This window comes from Escherichia ruysiae, from assembly GCF_031323975.1.
In the GTDB taxonomy this organism is placed as follows: Bacteria; Pseudomonadota; Gammaproteobacteria; order Enterobacterales; family Enterobacteriaceae; genus Escherichia; species Escherichia ruysiae.
In genome coordinates this window covers 2,459,640-2,478,996 of the sequence record NZ_JAVIWS010000001.1, presented here as the reverse complement: position 1 = coordinate 2,478,996, position 19,357 = coordinate 2,459,640, and the positions used below count along the sequence as shown (strand labels likewise).

The 19,357-nt window shown below is 52.5% G+C and carries 14 protein-coding genes; 8 read left to right on the top strand and 6 right to left on the bottom strand.

Annotated elements, in window-relative coordinates; translation table 11 throughout:
- Positions 1-198: 198 nt before the first annotated feature.
- A complete protein-coding gene (mtlA, locus tag RGV86_RS12025; protein WP_000093249.1) occupies positions 199-2,112 on the bottom strand; it encodes a PTS mannitol transporter subunit IICBA in 1,914 nt (637 codons plus the stop codon).
- A gap of 536 nt (positions 2,113-2,648) precedes the next feature.
- Between mtlA and RGV86_RS12020 the strand changes: the two genes are divergently transcribed.
- The 8 genes from RGV86_RS12020 (at position 2,649) to RGV86_RS11985 (ending at position 13,365) form a co-directional block, all read left to right on the top strand.
- Positions 2,649-3,011 carry a DUF3302 domain-containing protein gene (locus RGV86_RS12020; RefSeq protein WP_000479623.1) on the top strand — a complete coding sequence of 121 codons (363 nt, stop codon included), beginning with the start codon at positions 2,649-2,651 and terminating at the stop codon, positions 3,009-3,011.
- A gap of 2 nt (positions 3,012-3,013) precedes the next feature.
- Entirely contained in the window at positions 3,014-4,150 is a 1,137-nt protein-coding gene (locus RGV86_RS12015) for an HlyD family secretion protein (RefSeq protein ID WP_000364945.1), read from the top strand.
- A gap of 70 nt (positions 4,151-4,220) precedes the next feature.
- Entirely contained in the window at positions 4,221-4,829 is a 609-nt protein-coding gene (locus tag RGV86_RS12010; protein WP_000766696.1) for a glutathione S-transferase, read from the top strand.
- Positions 4,830-4,926: 97 nt separating this feature from the next.
- Positions 4,927-6,318, top strand: coding sequence for an L-seryl-tRNA(Sec) selenium transferase (gene selA, locus RGV86_RS12005; RefSeq protein ID WP_085461455.1), 1,392 nt, complete (start codon positions 4,927-4,929; stop codon positions 6,316-6,318).
- Positions 6,315-8,159 carry a selenocysteine-specific translation elongation factor gene (gene selB, locus RGV86_RS12000; protein WP_085461454.1) on the top strand — a complete coding sequence of 615 codons (1,845 nt, stop codon included), beginning with the start codon at positions 6,315-6,317 and terminating at the stop codon, positions 8,157-8,159. Before selA ends, selB begins: the two co-directional genes overlap by 4 nt.
- A 188-nt stretch (positions 8,160-8,347) precedes the next feature.
- Positions 8,348-9,499, top strand: a complete 1,152-nt coding sequence (gene yiaY / locus RGV86_RS11995) for an L-threonine dehydrogenase (protein ID WP_000741500.1) — start codon at positions 8,348-8,350, stop codon at positions 9,497-9,499.
- Between the two features lie 164 nt (positions 9,500-9,663).
- On the top strand, positions 9,664-11,202 hold the full coding sequence (aldB, locus tag RGV86_RS11990; protein ID WP_000183978.1) for an aldehyde dehydrogenase AldB: 1,539 nt from the start codon (positions 9,664-9,666) through the stop codon (positions 11,200-11,202).
- Between the two features lie 768 nt (positions 11,203-11,970).
- Positions 11,971-13,365, top strand: a complete 1,395-nt coding sequence (locus RGV86_RS11985) for a carbohydrate porin (protein ID WP_085461453.1) — start codon at positions 11,971-11,973, stop codon at positions 13,363-13,365.
- Between the two features lie 40 nt (positions 13,366-13,405).
- Here the strand turns inward: RGV86_RS11985 and rhaM are convergent, their stop codons facing one another.
- From rhaM to rhaB, 5 genes are all read right to left on the bottom strand, one after another.
- Positions 13,406-13,720: an L-rhamnose mutarotase gene (rhaM, locus tag RGV86_RS11980; RefSeq protein WP_000619489.1), complete on the bottom strand. Its 315-nt coding sequence runs from the start codon at positions 13,718-13,720 to the stop codon at positions 13,406-13,408.
- Positions 13,717-14,865, bottom strand: a complete 1,149-nt coding sequence (fucO, locus tag RGV86_RS11975; protein WP_085461452.1) for a lactaldehyde reductase — start codon at positions 14,863-14,865, stop codon at positions 13,717-13,719. The genes rhaM and fucO overlap by 4 nt, the downstream gene beginning before the upstream one ends.
- Before the next feature lie 71 nt (positions 14,866-14,936).
- Positions 14,937-15,761 (bottom strand): rhamnulose-1-phosphate aldolase, encoded by an 825-nt coding sequence (gene rhaD, locus RGV86_RS11970; protein WP_085461451.1) that lies wholly within the window; start codon positions 15,759-15,761, stop codon positions 14,937-14,939.
- A gap of 591 nt (positions 15,762-16,352) precedes the next feature.
- Positions 16,353-17,612, bottom strand: a complete 1,260-nt coding sequence (gene rhaA, locus RGV86_RS11965; RefSeq protein ID WP_000211489.1) for an L-rhamnose isomerase — start codon at positions 17,610-17,612, stop codon at positions 16,353-16,355.
- A complete protein-coding gene (gene rhaB, locus RGV86_RS11960) occupies positions 17,609-19,078 on the bottom strand; it encodes a rhamnulokinase (protein ID WP_085461450.1) in 1,470 nt (489 codons plus the stop codon). The genes rhaA and rhaB overlap by 4 nt, the downstream gene beginning before the upstream one ends.
- Positions 19,079-19,357: the final 279 nt, after the last annotated feature.

Below are 19,357 nucleotides of genomic sequence, written 5' to 3'. Positions count from 1 at the left end.
GAGGGCTGGGGTGAGGCTTTTCCCTCACCCAAACCCTCTCCATGTGGAGAGGGGCAGCGCCGGATGCGGCGTAAACGCCTTATCCGGCCTACAAGAACGTGCAAATTTAACAAACTGCGCTTTGTTTTGTAGGCCTGATAAGCAAAGCGCATCAGGCAATCAGCCCCACCGTCTCCATGAGGAGAGGGTGGGCCTGGATTACTTACGACCTGCCAGCAGTTCCAGCACTTCATCCACGCTGGTGGTGTGTGCCAGACGCTCGATGACGGACTCATCATCCAGCGCGTTGGTCAGGCTGGTGATAACCTGAATGTGCTCGTTATTACGGGCAGCAATACCAATCACCAGGCGGGCAATGTCATCTTCTTCTTCACCGAAGCGCACACCTTCCGGATACTGACAGAACACGACACCCGTTTTCAGTACGCGATCTTTCGCTTCAACCGTACCGTGCGGCACTGCGATAGACTCACCCAGATAAGTCGGGGTCAGTTTTTCACGATCCAGCATCGCCTGTACGTATTCCGGCTCAACATAGCCGCCTTTCACCAGTTGTTCGCCGGCAAAGCGAATCGCTTCTTCTTTGGTGGCTGCTTTGCGACCGAGGAAGATGTTCTCCGCACCGAGCTTAAACAGGTTGGCGTTAGAATCGTCAAAGCTGTCTTTCAGGCTGTCTTTCACTTTCACTTCGTTTTCAGTATGACGCTGGGCAGCAACCAGACGTTCGGTCAGGCTGGTGTACAGGCCGCTGTCGAGGAAGTTAGTCAGCGAAATATGCTGTGCCTGCGGCACCTGGCGCATAGCGCGTTCAGTCAGGTCACGGTGAGTGATGACCAGATCTACATCCGGCGGCAGGTTGTTGATCGCGCTGTTAGTGACCGAAATCTGCGACAGACCTGCATCCTGAATTTTCTTACGCAGCACGCCTGCGCCCATCGCACTGGAACCCATACCGGCGTCACAGGCAACGATGATTTTACGCACGTGGCTCAGGTCGTTAGTCACATCGCCCGCAGACAGCGGAGACGCACCTTTAGACTCAGCTTTCATGTCCTGCATACGACGAGTTGCTGCTTCAATATCGTCTTCTTCTTTCACTTTGCTGGTTTTCAGCAAAATAGCAGAGACAACGAAGGAGACCGCCATCGCCGCACACACACCCGCGATGTTAGCGAAGTAAGCACCTTTTGGCGTCATCGCCAGTACCGCGAGGATAGAACCCGGAGATGCCGGAGAAACCAGACCACCGCCCAGGATAGTCAGCGTGAACACGCCAGTCATACCGCCGAGGATAACGGCCAGAATCAGACGCGGATTCATCAGTACATACGGGAAGTAGATTTCGTGGATACCACCCAGGAAGTGGATGATTGCCGCACCGCCCGCAGACTGTTTCGCACTACCACGACCAAAGAACATGTACGCCAGCAGCACGCCCATACCCGGACCCGGGTTCGCTTCAATCAGGAAGAAGATGGATTTACCCAGTTCATGGGACTGCTGAATACCCAGCGGCGAGAAGATACCGTGGTTAATGGCGTTGTTGAGGAACAGGATTTTCGCCGGTTCAACAAAGATAGACGCCAGCGGCAGCATGTCATGGACAACCATGAAGTTAACGCCCGCAGCCAGCATTTTAGACAGGGCTTCAACAATCGGGCCAATGCCGAGGAAGGCCAGAATGGCGAGGATCATCCCGATGATGCCAGCGGAGAAGTTATTCACCAGCATCTCAAAACCGGATTTGATTTTACCGTCTACCCAGCGGTCGAAGTGCTTAATGCACCAGCCGCCCAGCGGACCTGCAATCATAGAACCGAGGAACATCGGCATGTCTGCGCCGACGATAACGCCCATGGTGGTGATGGCACCGACTACGCCGCCACGTTCGCCGCCTACCAGCTTACCACCGGTATAACCGATCAGCAGCGGCAGGAGATAAGTGATCATCGGCCCGACCAGCTTCGCCAGCGTTTCGTTCGGTAACCACCCTGTTGGAATAAATAACGCGGTGATGATACCCCACGCGATAAACGCGCCGATATTTGGCATCACCATGTTGCTGAGGAAACGACCAAAGCTTTGCACTTTGATCTTAATATCGGATGACATAAAAACACCCCTTCTTATGTTTGCTGTCGCGCAGGCTGGAAGCCCGAGGTTTTTTGTTAATGTGGCGGCAGAGGTAGCCGGACCTTGTAGATATTGCGAAATCTGGCACTGAATCGGTTAACTGTCCAGTCGGCGGCCTTTTGTGTGATATCAGTCACATAAATATAGGGGGTAGAGAGGTAATTGACGTGACGTTCATCACAAAATGACTGTGTAAAAAAACAACAAGACGGCGATTTTCGCTAAAAATGGCATTCAAATGTGAGTAATGTCACAATTTTATTTTGATGGTTTGTTGAGTCTTTGTGATCTGAATCACAAGATATTTTCTTCGGTAATTCACCTGATGTGATCTGCAACATGTTCTGACTTTGCCTTAAGACAGTTTTGTAACTGAGCAACTCATCGCCTTTTAAAATTATCCTTCGGTGTGATGGCGAGATTGGCAAACGCAGATTAATGTCAAAGTATCAGCCTGACTCCCTTCCGGCTGCCAGCCAAAAAACAACACTGATAAGCGTGAATCCGAGGCAGATATGTTTCTAAACTACTTCGCGTTGGGAGTGCTGATCTTCGTCTTTCTGGTGATTTTTTATGGAATCATCGCGATACATGACATCCCCTATCTTATTGCCAAAAAGCGCAACCATCCCCACGCCGACGCTATTCATACGGCGGGTTGGGTAAGTCTGTTTACCCTGCATGTAATCTGGCCGTTTCTGTGGATCTGGGCAACGCTTTACCAGCCAGAGCGCGGCTGGGGAATGCAGTCACATGTTGCGTCGCAGGAGAAAGCGACTGACCCGGAAATCGCCGCGCTTTCTGACCGTATTTCCCGGCTGGAGCACCAACTTGCAGCTGAAAAAAAGAGTGACTATTCCACGTTCCCGGAGATCTGATTATGGATCTGTTAATTGTTTTAACTTACGTGGCGCTGGCATGGGCAGTATTTAAAATCTTCCGCATTCCGGTGAATCAGTGGACGCTGGCGACGGCGGCGCTGGGTGGCGTATTTCTGGTGAGTGGTTTGATTTTATTGATGAACTACAACCATCCTTACACTTTTACCGCGCAAAAGGCAGTGATAGCTATCCCCATCACGCCACAGGTGACGGGGATCGTGACTGAAGTCACCGACAAAAATAATCAGCTTATTCAAAAGGGCGAAGTGCTTTTTAAGCTCGACCCGGTACGTTATCAGGCGCGAGTAGACAGACTCCAGGCTGATTTGATGACGGCGACGCATAATATCAAAACGCTGCGCGCGCAGCTCACTGAAGCGCAGGCCAACACCACTCAGGTTTCAGCGGAGCGCGACCGACTGTTTAAAAATTATCAACGTTATCTGAAAGGCAGCCAGGCGACGGTCAATCCGTTCTCAGAACGTGACATCGACGACGCGCGGCAGAATTTCCTCGCGCAGGATGCGCTGGTGAAAGGTTCGGTGGCGGAGCAGGCGCAGATCCAGAGCCAGCTCGACAGCATGGTCAACGGTGAGCAATCACAGATTGTCAGCTTAAGAGCGCAACTTACTGAAGCAAAATATAACCTTGAGCAAACCATTATTCGCGCACCAAGCAACGGCTACGTTACTCAGGTACTGATCCGCCCAGGCACTTACGCGGCAGCTTTACCGCTGCGTCCGGTAATGGTCTTCATCCCTGAGCAAAAACGGCAAATCGTCGCCCAGTTCCGGCAAAATTCACTGTTACGTCTGAAACCAGGCGATGATGCGGAAGTGGTGTTTAACGCGCTGCCTGGGCAGGTATTCCACGGCAAACTGACCAGTATTTTGCCGGTGGTGCCTGGCGGTTCGTATCAGGCGCAGGGGGTGCTGCAATCGTTAACGGTCGTGCCCGGAACGGATGGTGTGCTGGGAACCATTGAACTCGACCCTAACGCTGATATCGATGCCTTACCCGACGGCATCTACGCCCAGGTAGCAGTTTATTCCGACCATTTCAGCCATGTTTCGGTGATGCGGAAGGTGCTGCTGAGAATGACCAGTTGGATGCATTATCTTTATTTGGATCATTGAGACTTATGTCACCTGTGTTTTGCGCGAGCCTGAGCCATACTGATATTTTTCCTCGCACAAAGGACATGGCATGAAACTTATCGGTAGCTACACCAGCCCGTTTGTACGCAAACTTTCTATTCTGTTGTTAGAAAAGGGCATAACTTTCGAATTTATTAATGAACTGCCCTATAACGCGGACAACGGCGTGGCGCAATTTAACCCGTTAGGGAAAGTGCCGGTGCTGGTGACCGAAGAGGGCGAATGTTGGTTTGATTCGCCGATCATTGCCGAATATATTGAATTAATGAATGTCGCTCCGGCGATGTTGCCGCGCGATCCGCTGGAGTCGTTGCGAGTGCGTAAAATTGAGGCGCTGGCAGATGGCATTATGGATGCCGGGCTGGTATCGGTGCGCGAACAGGCGCGTCCGGCGGCGCAGCAGTCTGAAGATGAATTGTTACGCCAGCGGGAGAAAATCAACCGCAGTCTGGATGTGCTGGAAGGATATCTGGTCGATGGCACGCTCAAAACCGATACGGTCAATCTGGCGACTATTGCCATTGCCTGTGCCGTCGGATATCTCAATTTCCGCCGCGTTGCGCCGGGCTGGTGTGTTGACCGCCCACACTTAGTCAAACTGGTCGAAAACTTGTTTAGCCGCGAAAGTTTTGCCCGCACCGAACCACCAAAGGCTTGATGCGCGATATGTCCTCCTGACCCATCTCACGTTACAATCCGTGGTTATGTTAAACGCCCTTCTCCGTGTGAGAGGGCCTTGATCAGCCAGGTTTCCTATGACAACCGAAACGCGTTCCCTCTATAGTCAACTTCCGGCTATTGATCGCTTATTGCGCGATAGCTCCTTCCTTTCTTTGCGTGATACTTATGGTCACACCCGCGTGGTGGAATTGCTGCGTCAGATGCTTGACGAAGCGCGAGAAGTGATTCGTGACAGCCAGACGCTGCCCGCGTGGTGTGAGAACTGGGCGCAAGAAGTCGATGCCCGGTTGACGAAAGAAGCGCAGAGCGCGCTGCGTCCGGTGATCAACCTGACGGGAACCGTACTGCATACCAACCTTGGGCGAGCTTTACAGGCGGAAGCAGCGGTGGAAGCCGTTGCGCAGGCTATGCGTTCGCCGGTGACGCTGGAGTACGATCTGGACGACGCCGGACGCGGGCATCGCGATCGCGCGCTGGCGCAGCTACTGTGCCGCATTACCGGCGCGGAAGATGCCTGTATCGTCAATAACAATGCGGCGGCGGTGCTGCTGATGTTGGCAGCCACTGCCAGCGGTAAAGAGGTGGTGGTGTCTCGTGGCGAACTGGTGGAGATCGGCGGCGCGTTTCGTATCCCTGACGTCATGCGTCAGGCTGGCTGTACCCTGCACGAAGTGGGGACGACCAACCGCACGCATGCCAGTGATTATCGTCAGGCGGTGAATGAAAATACCGCACTGTTGATGAAAGTACATACCAGTAACTACAGCATTCAGGGGTTCACCAAAGCGATAGACGAAGCGGAACTGGTGGCGCTCGGCAAAGAGCTGGATATTCCCGTAGTGACTGATTTAGGCAGTGGTTCGTTGGTCGATCTTAGCCAGTACGGTTTGCCGAAAGAGCCGATGCCGCAGGAGTTGATTGCGGCGGGCGTCAGCCTGGTGAGCTTCTCCGGCGACAAGCTGTTAGGCGGGCCGCAGGCAGGGATCATCGTTGGTAAGAAAGAGATGATTTCCCGCCTGCAAAGCCATCCGCTGAAACGTGCATTACGCGCGGATAAAATGACCCTCGCGGCGCTGGAAGCGACGCTGCGTCTTTATTTGCACCCCGAAGCACTGAGCGAAAAATTACCGACCCTGCGTCTGCTTACTCGCAGTGCAGAGGTTATTCAAATCCAGGCGCAACGTTTACAGGCTCCCCTTGCCGCACATTACGGCGCGGAGTTTGCGGTACAGGTTATGCCGTGTCTTTCGCAGATTGGCAGTGGTTCGCTGCCGGTTGATCGCCTGCCTAGCGCGGCATTAACGTTTACACCCCATGACGGACGTGGCAGCCACCTTGAGGCATTAGCCGCCCGCTGGCGTGAATTGCCGGTGCCGGTGATTGGTCGTATTTATGACGGACGATTGTGGCTGGATTTACGCTGCCTTGAAGATGAGCAACGGTTTATGGAGATGTTGTTGAAATGATTATTGCGACTGCCGGACACGTTGACCACGGCAAAACAACCTTATTGCAGGCGATTACTGGCGTAAATGCCGACCGTCTGCCGGAAGAAAAAAAACGCGGTATGACCATCGATCTCGGCTATGCCTACTGGCCGCAGCCAGATGGGCGCGTGCCTGGTTTTATCGACGTTCCCGGTCATGAAAAGTTTCTTTCCAATATGTTGGCGGGCGTCGGGGGTATCGATCACGCGCTGCTGGTGGTGGCTTGCGATGACGGTGTGATGGCGCAGACCCGTGAGCATCTGGCGATTTTGCAGCTTACCGGTAACCCGATGCTGACAGTGGCGCTGACTAAAGCCGATCGCGTGGACGAAGCGCGTGTTGATGAGGTTGAACGTCAGGTAAAGGAGGTGCTGCGGGAATACGGTTTTGCTGAGGCAAAACTGTTTGTCACCGCAGCAACCGAAGGTCGGGGAATTGATGCCCTGCGCGAACATCTGCTTCAGTTGCCTGAACGTGAACACGCCAGCCAACATAGTTTCCGCCTCGCGATCGACCGCGCATTTACTGTAAAAGGTGCCGGGCTGGTCGTCACCGGTACGGCGTTAAGCGGGGAAGTGAAGGTAGGCGATTCACTATGGCTGACTGGTGTAAATAAATCGATGCGTGTACGTGCGCTGCATGCGCAAAACCAGCCAACAGAAACCGCCCATGCCGGGCAGCGTATCGCACTTAACATCGCGGGTGATGCGGAAAAAGAGCAGATTAACCGTGGCGACTGGCTGCTTGCCGATGTGCCGCCAGAGCCGTTCACACGGGTGATTGTCGAGCTTCAAACTCATACACCGCTGACCCAGTGGCAGCCGCTGCATATTCACCACGCCGCCAGCCATGTTACGGGACGCGTTTCGCTGCTGGAAGATAACCTTGCCGAGCTGGTGTTCGACACGCCGCTGTGGCTGGCGGATAACGATCGCATAGTGCTGCGCGATATCTCGGCTCGCAACACGCTGGCGGGGGCGCGCGTGGTGATGCTCAACCCGCCACGTCGCGGTAAGCGTAAGCCGGAATATCTGCAATGGCTGGCGTCTCTTGCACGCACACAAAGCGATGCCGACGCACTGACGGTTCATCTGGAACGCGGAGCGGTGAATCTTGCCGATTTCGCCTGGGCGAGACAGCTCAACGGCGAAGGGATGCGCGAACTGCTGCAACAGCCTGGCTATATTCAGGCTGGTTATAGCTTGTTGAATGCGCCGGTTGCCGCCCGCTGGCAGCGGAAAATCCTCGACACATTAGCGGCTTATCATGAGCAGCATCGCGACGAACCAGGTCCGGGGCGCGAGCGCCTGCGGCGTATGGCGTTGCCGATGGAAGATGAAGCTCTGGTACTGTTGTTGATTGAAAAGATGCGCGAAAGCGGCGATATCCACAGCCACCACGGCTGGCTGCATCTGCCGGATCACAAAGCGGGCTTCAGCGAAGAGCAGCAGGCCATCTGGCAAAAAGCAGAGCCGCTGTTTGGTGACGAGCCGTGGTGGGTGCGTGACCTGGCAAAAGAGACGGGAACCGACGAGCAGGCAATGCGCTTGACGCTACGCCAGGCGGCACAGCAGGGGATAATTACGGCGATCGTCAAAGATCGTTATTACCGTAATGATCGGATTGTTGAATTTGCCAATATGATCCGCGATCTCGATCAGGAATGTGGCTCAACCTGCGCGGCGGATTTCCGCGATCGCTTAGGTGTAGGCCGAAAGCTGGCAATTCAGATTCTGGAATATTTTGACCGCATTGGCTTTACGCGGCGTCGTGGAAATGATCATTTATTGCGCGATGCATTATTATTTCCCGAAAAATAAGGAAATGATTAATTCATAATAAATATGAATTAATACAAAATTCTTATTAATATTAAGGAAGCACGTTATTTGATGAATGTAACGTGCTTTTTATTAAAAATATTTTAATAAACGGTAATGTCGATCATATTTCCGAATGAAAATACTTTGTAATCTGCCAGCCCTTTTTACTCTTCCAGGAGTGTTTTATGGCAGCTTCAACCTTTTTTATTCCTTCAGTGAATGTCATCGGCGCTGATTCATTGAATGATGCAATGAATATGATGGCAGACTATGGCTTTACCCGTACATTAATTGTTACTGACAATATGTTAACGAAATTAGGTATGGCGGGCGATGTGCAAAAAGCACTGGAAGAACGCAATATTTTTAGCGTTATTTATGATGGCACCCAGCCTAACCCAACTACGGAAAACGTCGCCGCAGGCCTCAAACTGCTGAAAGAAAATAATTGCGATAGCGTGATTTCCTTAGGTGGTGGTTCTCCGCACGATTGTGCGAAAGGCATTGCGTTGGTGGCAGCCAACGGCGGTGATATTCGCGATTACGAAGGCGTTGACCGCTCTGCAAAACCGCAGTTGCCGATGATCGCCATCAACACCACGGCGGGTACTGCGTCTGAAATGACCCGTTTCTGCATTATTACTGACGAAGCACGCCATATCAAAATGGCGATTGTGGATAAACACGTGACTCCGCTGCTTTCTGTCAATGACTCCTCTCTGATGATCGGTATGCCGAAGTCACTGACCGCCGCAACGGGTATGGATGCCTTAACACACGCTATCGAAGCGTATGTGTCTATTGCCGCAACGCCGATCACTGACGCTTGCGCACTGAAAGCCGTGACCATGATTGCCGAAAACCTGCCGTTAGCCGTAGAAGATGGCAGCAATGCGAAAGCGCGTGAAGCGATGGCTTATGCCCAGTTCCTCGCCGGTATGGCGTTCAACAATGCGTCTTTGGGTTATGTTCATGCGATGGCGCACCAGTTAGGCGGTTTCTACAATCTGCCGCACGGTGTATGTAACGCCGTTCTGCTGCCGCACGTTCAGGTATTCAACAGCAAAGTAGCCGCCGCACGTCTGCGTGACTGCGCTGCTGCAATGGGTGTGAACGTGACAGGTAAAAACGACGCGGAAGGTGCAGAAGCCTGCATTAACGCTATCCGCGAACTGGCGAAGAAAGTCGATATTCCGGCAGGTCTGCGCGATCTGAACGTGAAAGAAGAAGATTTCGCGGTACTGGCGACCAATGCTCTGAAAGATGCCTGCGGATTTACTAACCCGATTCAGGCAACTCACGAAGAAATTGTGGCGATTTATCGCGCTGCGATGTAATCATCATTCCCACAACGGCTGGCAAATTGTCAGCCGCTTTTTTAACTATCTCTGTAATCCTTGCCCGTAAATTCGTGATTGCTGTCGTAAAGCTATCACCCGCTGGCGAAGATTTCGCCAGTCACGTCTACCCTTGTTATACCTCACACCGCAAGGAGACTACCATGACCAACAATCCCCCTTCAGCACAGATTAAGCCCGGCGAGTATGGTTTCCCCCTCAAGTTAAAAGCTCGCTATGACAACTTTATCGGCGGCGAATGGGTAGCACCCGCCGACGGCGAGTATTACCAGAACCTGACGCCGGTGACCGGGCAGCTACTGTGCGAAGTGGCGTCTTCGGGCAAACGCGACATCGATCTGGCGCTGGATGCCGCGCATAAAGTGAAAGACAAATGGGCGCATACCTCGGTGCAGGATCGCGCGGCGATTCTGTTTAAGATTGCGGATCGAATGGAACAAAACCTCGAACTGTTAGCGACGGCAGAAACCTGGGATAACGGCAAGCCCATCCGCGAAACCAGTGCTGCCGATGTGCCGCTGGCGATTGACCATTTCCGCTATTTCGCCTCGTGTATTCGGGCGCAGGAAGGTGGGATCAGTGAAGTCGATAGCGAAACTGTGGCTTATCACTTCCACGAACCGTTGGGCGTGGTGGGGCAGATTATCCCGTGGAACTTCCCGTTGCTGATGGCGAGCTGGAAAATGGCTCCCGCGCTGGCGGCGGGCAACTGCGTGGTGCTAAAACCCGCACGACTTACCCCGCTTTCAGTGTTGCTTTTGATGGAGATCGTCGGTGATTTACTGCCGCCAGGCGTGGTGAACGTGGTCAACGGTGCGGGCGGCGAAATCGGTGAATATCTGGCGACCTCAAAACGTATCGCCAAAGTGGCGTTTACCGGCTCAACGGAAGTCGGTCAGCAGATTATGCAGTACGCCACGCAGAACATTATTCCGGTGACGCTGGAGTTGGGCGGTAAGTCGCCAAATATCTTCTTTGCCGATGTGATGGATGAAGAAGATGCTTTCTTCGATAAGGCGCTGGAGGGCTTTGCATTGTTCGCCTTCAACCAGGGCGAAGTTTGCACCTGTCCAAGCCGTGCTTTAGTGCAGGAGTCTATCTACGAACGCTTTATGGAACGCGCCATCCGCCGTGTTGAAAGTATTCGTAGCGGTAACCCGCTCGACAGCGTGACGCAAATGGGCGCACAGGTTTCTCACGGGCAACTGGAAACCATCCTCAATTACATTGATATCGGTAAAAAAGAGGGGGCGGATGTGCTTACCGGCGGGCGGCGCAAGCTGCTGGAAGGCGAACTGAAAGACGGCTACTACCTCGAACCGACGATTCTGTTTGGTCAGAACAATATGCGTGTGTTCCAGGAAGAGATATTTGGCCCGGTGCTGGCGGTGACCACCTTCAAAACGATGGAAGAGGCGCTGGAGCTGGCGAATGACACGCAATATGGCCTGGGCGCGGGCGTCTGGAGCCGCAACGGTAATCTGGCCTATAAGATGGGGCGTGGCATTCAGGCAGGGCGCGTGTGGACTAACTGTTATCACGCTTACCCGGCACATGCGGCGTTTGGTGGTTACAAACAGTCGGGCATCGGACGCGAAACCCATAAGATGATGCTGGAGCATTATCAGCAAACCAAGTGTCTGCTGGTGAGCTACTCGGATAAACCGTTGGGGCTGTTCTGATATAAGAAGCTGGTCGCATTGGGTATTCATTGCCTGATGCGACGCTTACGCGTCTTATCAGGCCTACATGGCTCATGCAATATATTGAATTTGCATGATTTTGTAGACCGGATAAGGTGTTCACGCCGCATCCGGCATAAGCAAAGCGCACGTTATCACTATCTGCGACGCTTACGCGTCTTATCGGTTCAAATGTTTACGTCTCCTGGGGCTGAGCATTCACTGAACTAAATTAAGAGCATCTTTTCTACAAATTACTGCACACCGTGATTCTTCTTACGAATATTCATATTAGCCCCCTTTAAACTTATTTTCGTTGATTGTAATGAGAGTGATAAGCGGCGATATACCGTGAAGCTGTGACAATGTAAGGAAGAGAGAAAGGCACATTTTGCGGAGCAGGACACATATTGGTGGGTAAAATAAATGTCGCAAATAAAAAACCATTTTTTAATGATTTGATGAATGTTTAAATATCTAAAGTGTTTCTGTACAACGCTATTTATTTTTATTGTTTATGAATTAGCAGAAATCATATCTAATATTTTTTATGATATTTAGTTAAAAACGACACTATTGTTATATTCCTCACGTTCCAGGAAATCAGTAGATTTACTCGTCTTTTGTGGCGGGATACTATTCGCTGGCTTGCTGATGTTGCATTAAAATCGAAAGTGCACATCCTATTAAAACAAATTTTTATATTTTTCGATATACGCACGCCTTTTGGAAAGCGTAGGGTATCCTTTATTTCAGGGAACGTAAATAATGAAAAAATCGACGTTATCTTTAGCCATCGGTTTATTATTGGCATGTAGTACCGGTATGGCAAAAACACAGCATTTAACGCTGGAACAACGCATGGCATTGCTGGAGGAGCGGCTGGAAGCGGCGGAAATGCGGGCAACAAAAGCTGAAAGCCAGGTAAAACAGCTTCAGACACAACAGGCAGCCGAAATTCGCGAAATTAAAGCCGCGCAGGGTAATACGCCAGTAAATGGTCAGGCTGCTGCGGAATCTGCAAAGAAAAACGCGTCATCTCCTAATCTTTTGCTTTCAGGTTATGGCGATTTGAAAATCTACGGCGACGTAGAATTTAATATGGACGCGGAAAGCAATCATGGCCTGCTGGCAATGACCAACGCCGATATGAATAGCGATCCTACCAATGAACAGTGGAATCTCAATGGCCGTATTCTGTTAGGCTTTGACGGTATGCGAAAGCTGGATAACGGTTATTTTGCCGGATTCTCCGCACAGCCGCTGGGGGATATGCACGGTTCAGTGAATATCGATGACGCCGTATTCTTCTTTGGCAAAGAAAATGACTGGAGAGTCAAAGTAGGGCGCTTTGAAGCCTACGATATGTTCCCGCTAAATCAGGATACCTTTGTTGAGCATTCAGGTAATACTGCGAACGATCTTTATGACGATGGCAGCGGTTATATCTATATGATGAAAGAGGGGCGCGGGCGTTCTAACGCTGGCGGTAATTTCCTTGTCAGCAAACAACTCGATAACTGGTATTTTGAATTAAACACGTTACTGGAAGACGGAACATCTTTATATAACGATGGCAATTATCATGGCCGCGATATGGAGCAGCAGAAAAATGTCGCTTACCTGCGCCCGGTAATTGCCTGGTCGCCGACGGATGAATTAACCGTTTCCGCAGCGATGGAAGCGAACGTGGTGAATAATGCTTACGGTTATACCGATAGTAAGGGTAATTTTGTCGACCAGTCCGATCGTACCGGCTATGGCATGAGCATGACCTGGAACGGCCTGAAAACCGATCCGGAAAATGGTATCGTGGTTAATCTTAATACCGCCTATTTAGATGCCAATAATGAGAAAGATTTCACTGCCGGGATCAACGCGCTGTGGAAACGTTTCGAGCTGGGTTATATCTACGCGCACAATAAGATTGATGAATTTAGTGGCGTAGTTTGTGATAACGACTGCTGGATTGATGATGAAGGGACGTACACCATTCACACCATTCATGCGTCTTATCAGTTCGCTAACGTGATGGATATGGAGAACTTTAATATTTACCTTGGTACTTATTACTCCATTCTGGATAGCGACGGCGATAAGAAACACGGCGACGATACTGATGACCGTTACGGCGCACGCGTTCGCTTTAAATACTTCTTCTGATGAAGGCGCGGTGCTGGATATTTTCCGGCACCGCAACTCATTAAGGCAGATAAAAGACTTCTTGCAGCTCGCTGCTGACCGGGCTGTTATCCGGATTAGCGGGCATCACCTCGGTCATATGTTTCCACCATCGTTGGCAAACATCCGTATTGGCAACCGCATTCCAGCGTTCTTCAGATTCAATTTCTACCGTGGCAAAAAGTAAATTACGTGCTTCGTCGAGGTAGATGGCGTAATGGTGCGCGCCGTGTGACTTCAACACCGCTTCCAGTTCCGGCCAGATCGGGTTATGCCGACGCTGATACTCTTCGTGAGCGTCCGGGTTGACTTGCATAACAAACGCTTTGCGGATCATAACGCCTCCAGATAAAGCTCACGCACGTCGTCGCGGCTGGCGGTACGCGGATTACATGGTGCGCATGGGTCGGCCAGGGCTTTATCTAACCAGCCTTCGATATCCTCTTTGCTGATGCCAAGCTGACTAAATCCCGCAGGTATGCCCACGCGATGGCTCAAGACTCGAATGGCATTAATTGCTTCCAGACTTGCCGCTTCATCACTCATCCCGCGCGTATCGACACCCATCGCCTGGGCGATACGGGCAAAGCGTGCGATGGCATTCGGGCGGTTAAAGTTTTCGATTACTGGCAACAAGATGGCATTACACACCCCGTGTGGCAGGTTGTGGGTAGCTCCGGGCTGATGCGCCAGTGCGTGAACCAGCCCCAGTCCCGCGCTGTTAAAAGCCATTCCCGCCAGATATTGCCCGAATGCCATTTGTTCACGGGCTTCCAGATTATGACCATCTTCTACCGCTTTCGGCAGCCACAGAGAAATCAGGCGGATAGCTTCCAGCGCGTTGGCGTCGGTTAATGGATGTGCACCAACAGAAACATAGGCTTCAACTGCGTGAGTCAGTGCATCCATACCGGTGGCAGCGGTAACGGAGGCAGGGATCTCCAGCATTACACTGGCATCATCCACCGCAATATCTGGAATAATATTCGGATCGATGATGACTTCTTTCACTTGCCGGGCAGTGTCGATGATCACCGCATTGCTGGTCATCTCAGCGGCGGTTCCGGCAGTCGTATTGATCGCCACCAGCGGTACGCCGGGGTTTGTCACTTTACCAACACCAGAGTACGCCGTAGAAGGTGCGGGATTAGCGGTAAGGATTTTTACGGCTTTTGCGGTATCAATCGGGCTACCGCCACCGAAAGCAATAATGTAGTCACATGCGGCGTCCTGAAATGCAGCGTAGCCTTTTTGCACCAGTTCTTCGGTGGGGTTTGGAAAGACCTCATCGAATAGGTGGTAAGACATTTGGTGTTGATCCAGCGCGGTGAACAGACTGTCCAGCAATCCCAATTTAACCAGTTGCCCATCGGTAACGATCAGTGCTTTTCCCCATTGCTTATTCGCAACCAGGTTTACCATATCGCCAATTGCCCCAGCGCCATGCAGGCTGATTTTCGGTAATGCCAACATAAAACTCATGATTATTCTCCTTAAGATCAAATCCTTCTGTCCGGCGGCATAACCCGCGCCGCCAGATGCGAAACGGGGTGTTAAAGCGCCAGTGCGCTTGCCAGCGGGGTGACGCCGAAACGCTTGCCGAGGGCTATCAACTCTTCACGGCTGATGGTCTTTTTCATGCCGCCCATCGAATACACTTTCACCAACACTTCCGCCGATTTTTCTGCGGTATCGATCAGGCCAAACGCTTCGTCCAGCGTCGGACCGCTGCCGAAGACGCCATGGAAAGGCCAGAGAACCAGTGAGTGTTTTTGCATTTTCTGCGCGGTAGCCTGGCCAATTTCGTCCGTGCCGGGCACCATCCACGGCAAAATGCCAACGCCATCCGGGAATACCACCAGGCACTCGGTGCTGCCTTCCCACAGTTGGCGAGTGAAGACCGCCGTGTCGTTTTCCAGTACATAGGTGAGGGCAATCAGGTTGGTGGCATGGCAGTGCATGATCACCCGATCTTTACCGTTGGTGGCTTTAATGCGTTCGCAATGGGAGAGGAAGTGCGCCGGAAGTTCAGAGGTTGGGACGGCTTCGTTGGTTAGCCCCCAGAGAATATGGTAGCCCGCGCCGTCGCTGTCGATTTTTACGACGCCTAAATTGGCGGCTGGATCGAGCTGGACGTTACGAAAGAATTTGCCGGAGCCGGTGACGATAAACGGTGTATTTGCCAGTAAAGGCATTGGCTGACTGAGCGGAATATATCGCGGTTGTGGGTGAAAATTGTCGTGATATGGCGCGATATCAGCGTCATCCAGGCGCAGCGTCAGGTTGCCGCCGTTGCGTTCGTCCCAGCCTTTCAGCCAGGCGTCGGTGGTGGCTTTGATCATTCCCTGGACAAACCAGGACTGGGTAATGTTTTGCATGTTCTGTGTTCCTGTAAATTCGGTTGCCTTGTTGATACATGGTGCGGCTTGTTCCCCTCACCCTAACCCTCTCCCCAAAGGGGCGAGGGGACTGTCCGGCGCAGTGTTTAGCTCCGTTGCCGGAGGGTGCTGCGGTTTTCTCCCTCGCCCTTTCAGGGAGAGGGGACGGTGCAGTGTTTAACTCCGTTGCCGGAGGGTGCTGCGGTTTTCTCCCTCGCCCTTTCAGGGAGAGGGGACGGTGCAGTGTTTAACTCCGTTGCCGGAGGGTGCTGCGGTTTTCTCCCTCGCCCTTTCAGGGAGAGGGGACGGCGCAGTGTTTAGCTCCGTTGCCGGAGGGTGCTGTGGTTTTCTCCCTCGCCTTTTCAGGGAGAGGGGACGGTGCAGTGTTTAACTCCGTTGCCGGAGGGTGCTGCGGTTTTCTCCCTCGCCCTTTCAGGGAGAGGGGACGGTGCAGTGTTTAACTCCGTTGCCGGAGGGTGCTGCGGTTTTCTCCCTCACCCTTTCAGGGAGAGGGTCGGGGTGAGGGTGACAGCCCGCACGGTCATTCGACCCGTAGGCCGGATAAGGCGCTCGCGCCGCATCCGGCGGTGTTTACCCGCGCTGACGCAAAATTGCGTTCTCATAAGCCCGCACGCTTTCCAGCCATTCGCTACCCGCTGGCGTATCGTGACGCTGGCAATACATTTCCCACACCGCCTGCCACGGCAACGATTTCTGTTCTTCCAGCAGCGCCAGTCGCGCGGTGTAATCGCCCGCTGCTTCCAGCTTGCGTAGTTCGGCTGTCGGTTCTAACAACGCACGCAGCAGGGCTTTTTTCATATTGCGCGTGCCAATAACCCACGCGGCAATGCGGTTGATAGAGGCATCAAAGAAGTCGAGGCCAATGTGTACACGGTCGAACAGATCGTGACGAACAATCTCACTGGCAATCGCCTGGGTTTCATCATCCAGCAGCACTACGTGATCGCTGTCCCAGCGAACCGGACGGCTGACGTGCAGCAGCAACTGCGGCACATACAGCATGGCGGCGGAAATCTTGTCGGAAATCACTTCCGTCGGGTGGAAGTGCCCGGCGTCCAGGCACAGCGCCGTCTGGCGGCTGGTGGCATACCCCATGTAAAACTCATTGGAGCCAACCGTGTAGCTCTCTGCGCCAATACCAAACAATTTGCTCTCAACGGCGTCGATATGGTGCGCAGGGTTCAGCTTTTCGCTGATCACTTCATCCAGTGCTGCCAGCAAACGCTGGCGCGGGGCGAGACGGTCAACGGTGATATCTTTCATGCCATCCGGGATCCAGATGTTCATCACCGATGGCGTGCCAAGTTGCTCGCCAAAATAGGCCGAAACGCGACGGCTTGCTTTGCAGTGGTCAATCCAGAACTGGCGAATGCGGTCGTCGGGATGCGAGAGCGTAAAGCCATCGGCGCTTAGCGGATGCGAAAAACAGGAGGGGTTAAAGTCCAGACCGAGGTGATTGGCTTTCGCCCATTCAACCCAGTTTTTGAAATGCTCTGGTTTGATTTTATCGCGCGAGACTGGCGTGTCTGATTCCAGATAGATAGCATGTAAATTAAGCCGTTTCGGCCCCGGAATCAGCCGCATAGCCTGTTCCAGATCGGCTCGTAGCTCGCTGGCATTACGCGCTTTACCCGGATAATTACCTGTGGCCTGAATCCCACCAGTCAGCGAACCTTCCGGGTTTTCAAAACCAGAAACATCATCGCCCTGCCAGCAGTGCATTGAAACGGGTAAGCGATCAAGTTGGCGCAGCGCCTCCTCGACATCAATCCCTACCGCCGCGAAACGCTGTTTCGCCAGTTCCCAAGCCTGTTCCAGTTGAGTGGTCATGCGCAAAGCTCCTTTGTCTGTCGTGTAGAGTGAATCCGCGCCACATAGTGGGCAATTTCACTGTCAGGATTAGGGGTAAAGGTGGTCAGATTCGCGGTGGCGCTCACGACCTGACGGAAATCATCCACATTGTTGAGTTCATCCAGCGTCATTAACTGGATGCCGATATTGCCGAGCGTCGAGGCTTCAACTGGTCCGGCGATCACCTGAATACCGCAGGCATCGGCACACAACTGGTTGAGCAGTGTGTTCTGGCTGCCGCCGCCGACAATATGCAGTTGAGAGAAGTCTTCACCGCGTAGCTGCGCCAGTTCGTGCAGTACGTCGGCATACAGCAGCGCCAGACTGTCGAAAATACAGCGCGCCAGTTCAGCATCACTTTCCGGGATCGGTTGCGCCGTTTCCCGACACGCTGCCTGAATTTCGCTGCACATCTCGTCAGGATTAATAAAGCGATCGTCATTGGGATTGATGATGAAGCGACAGGCCGGGAGTGCCTGTGTCGCGGCGATAAGCGTTGGGAGATCGTTGATTTTCCGCTCCTGAAGCACCCGCTGAAGCAGCCATAAGCCCATAATATTTTTCAGCACCCGATAGCGACCTTCCGCCCCGCCTTCATTGGTGATGTTGGCTGCGAGCGCCGCATCATCGGTGAATGGCGTCTGGCTTTCGAAGCCCATCAATGACCAGGTGCCAGAAGAGAGATAAGCGGCGCGTGAACCGTTTAATGGCGAGGCGATAACCGCGCTGGCGGTATCATGGCTGGCAACGGCAACCACCGGAATTTCATTACCCTGCGGGCAAATCCAGTGACCAATGACATTGCCCGGATGCGTCGGGCGACCAAACCAGGCTTTGTTGGCTCCGCTCCACGCCAGCAGGGACTCGTCCCAGTCGTCGCTATTGATATTGACCAGTTGCGTGGTTGTGGCGTTGGTGTACTCCCAGTTCATCTTGCCGGTCAGGCGATAACTGAAGTAATCCGGCATCAGCAGAGCGTGAGCGATTTGTGGAATAAGTTCAGGTTGTTGCGCCGTCAGCGCACGCAACTGATAGATCGTATTGAAGGGCAGAAACTGGATGCCGCTACGCTGATAAATATCGCGTTTGCCGAGTTGCTGCTGTGCCAATGTCATCAGCCCGTGAGTGCGGCTATCACGATAGGCAATCGGTAAACCGACGCGCTGACCGTGTTGATCCAGCAGCACATAGTCCACGCCCCAGGTATCAATACCGATGCTATCGATACGAATCCCTTCCTCGCACACCTTGTTTAACCCAAAGCGAATGGCGTTTTCCAGACTATCGACATCCCAGGTGGCATAACCGCTCTGGTAATACAGCCCATTGGTAAAACGATGGATTTCACGCAGCGTCAGGCTGCGACATTCACGGTGGTAACGCGCCAGCATTACGCGCCCACTGGATGCGCCGAGATCAACAGCGACGCAGTAGCGAAAGGTCATAATGAGATCCTTCTAGGTTTCATTACGCCCAGTCTAAGAAGCGCCCGACTTCGCTACCTTCTCGTTACTGACAGGAAAATACACCACTGGCAACCAGGGAAAGATGAACGTGATGGCGTTCACAATTTTCAGAATTGTGGTGGTGTGATGTTTGCCGCATTTTCTGAAAAATCACGCTTTATCTTGAAAAATAGACATTTTTTACGTGTTTTGCTGTCGAAAATTTAAGGTAAGAACCAAATCGCTTGATTACTATTCCGCCATGTTGACGGCATCAGG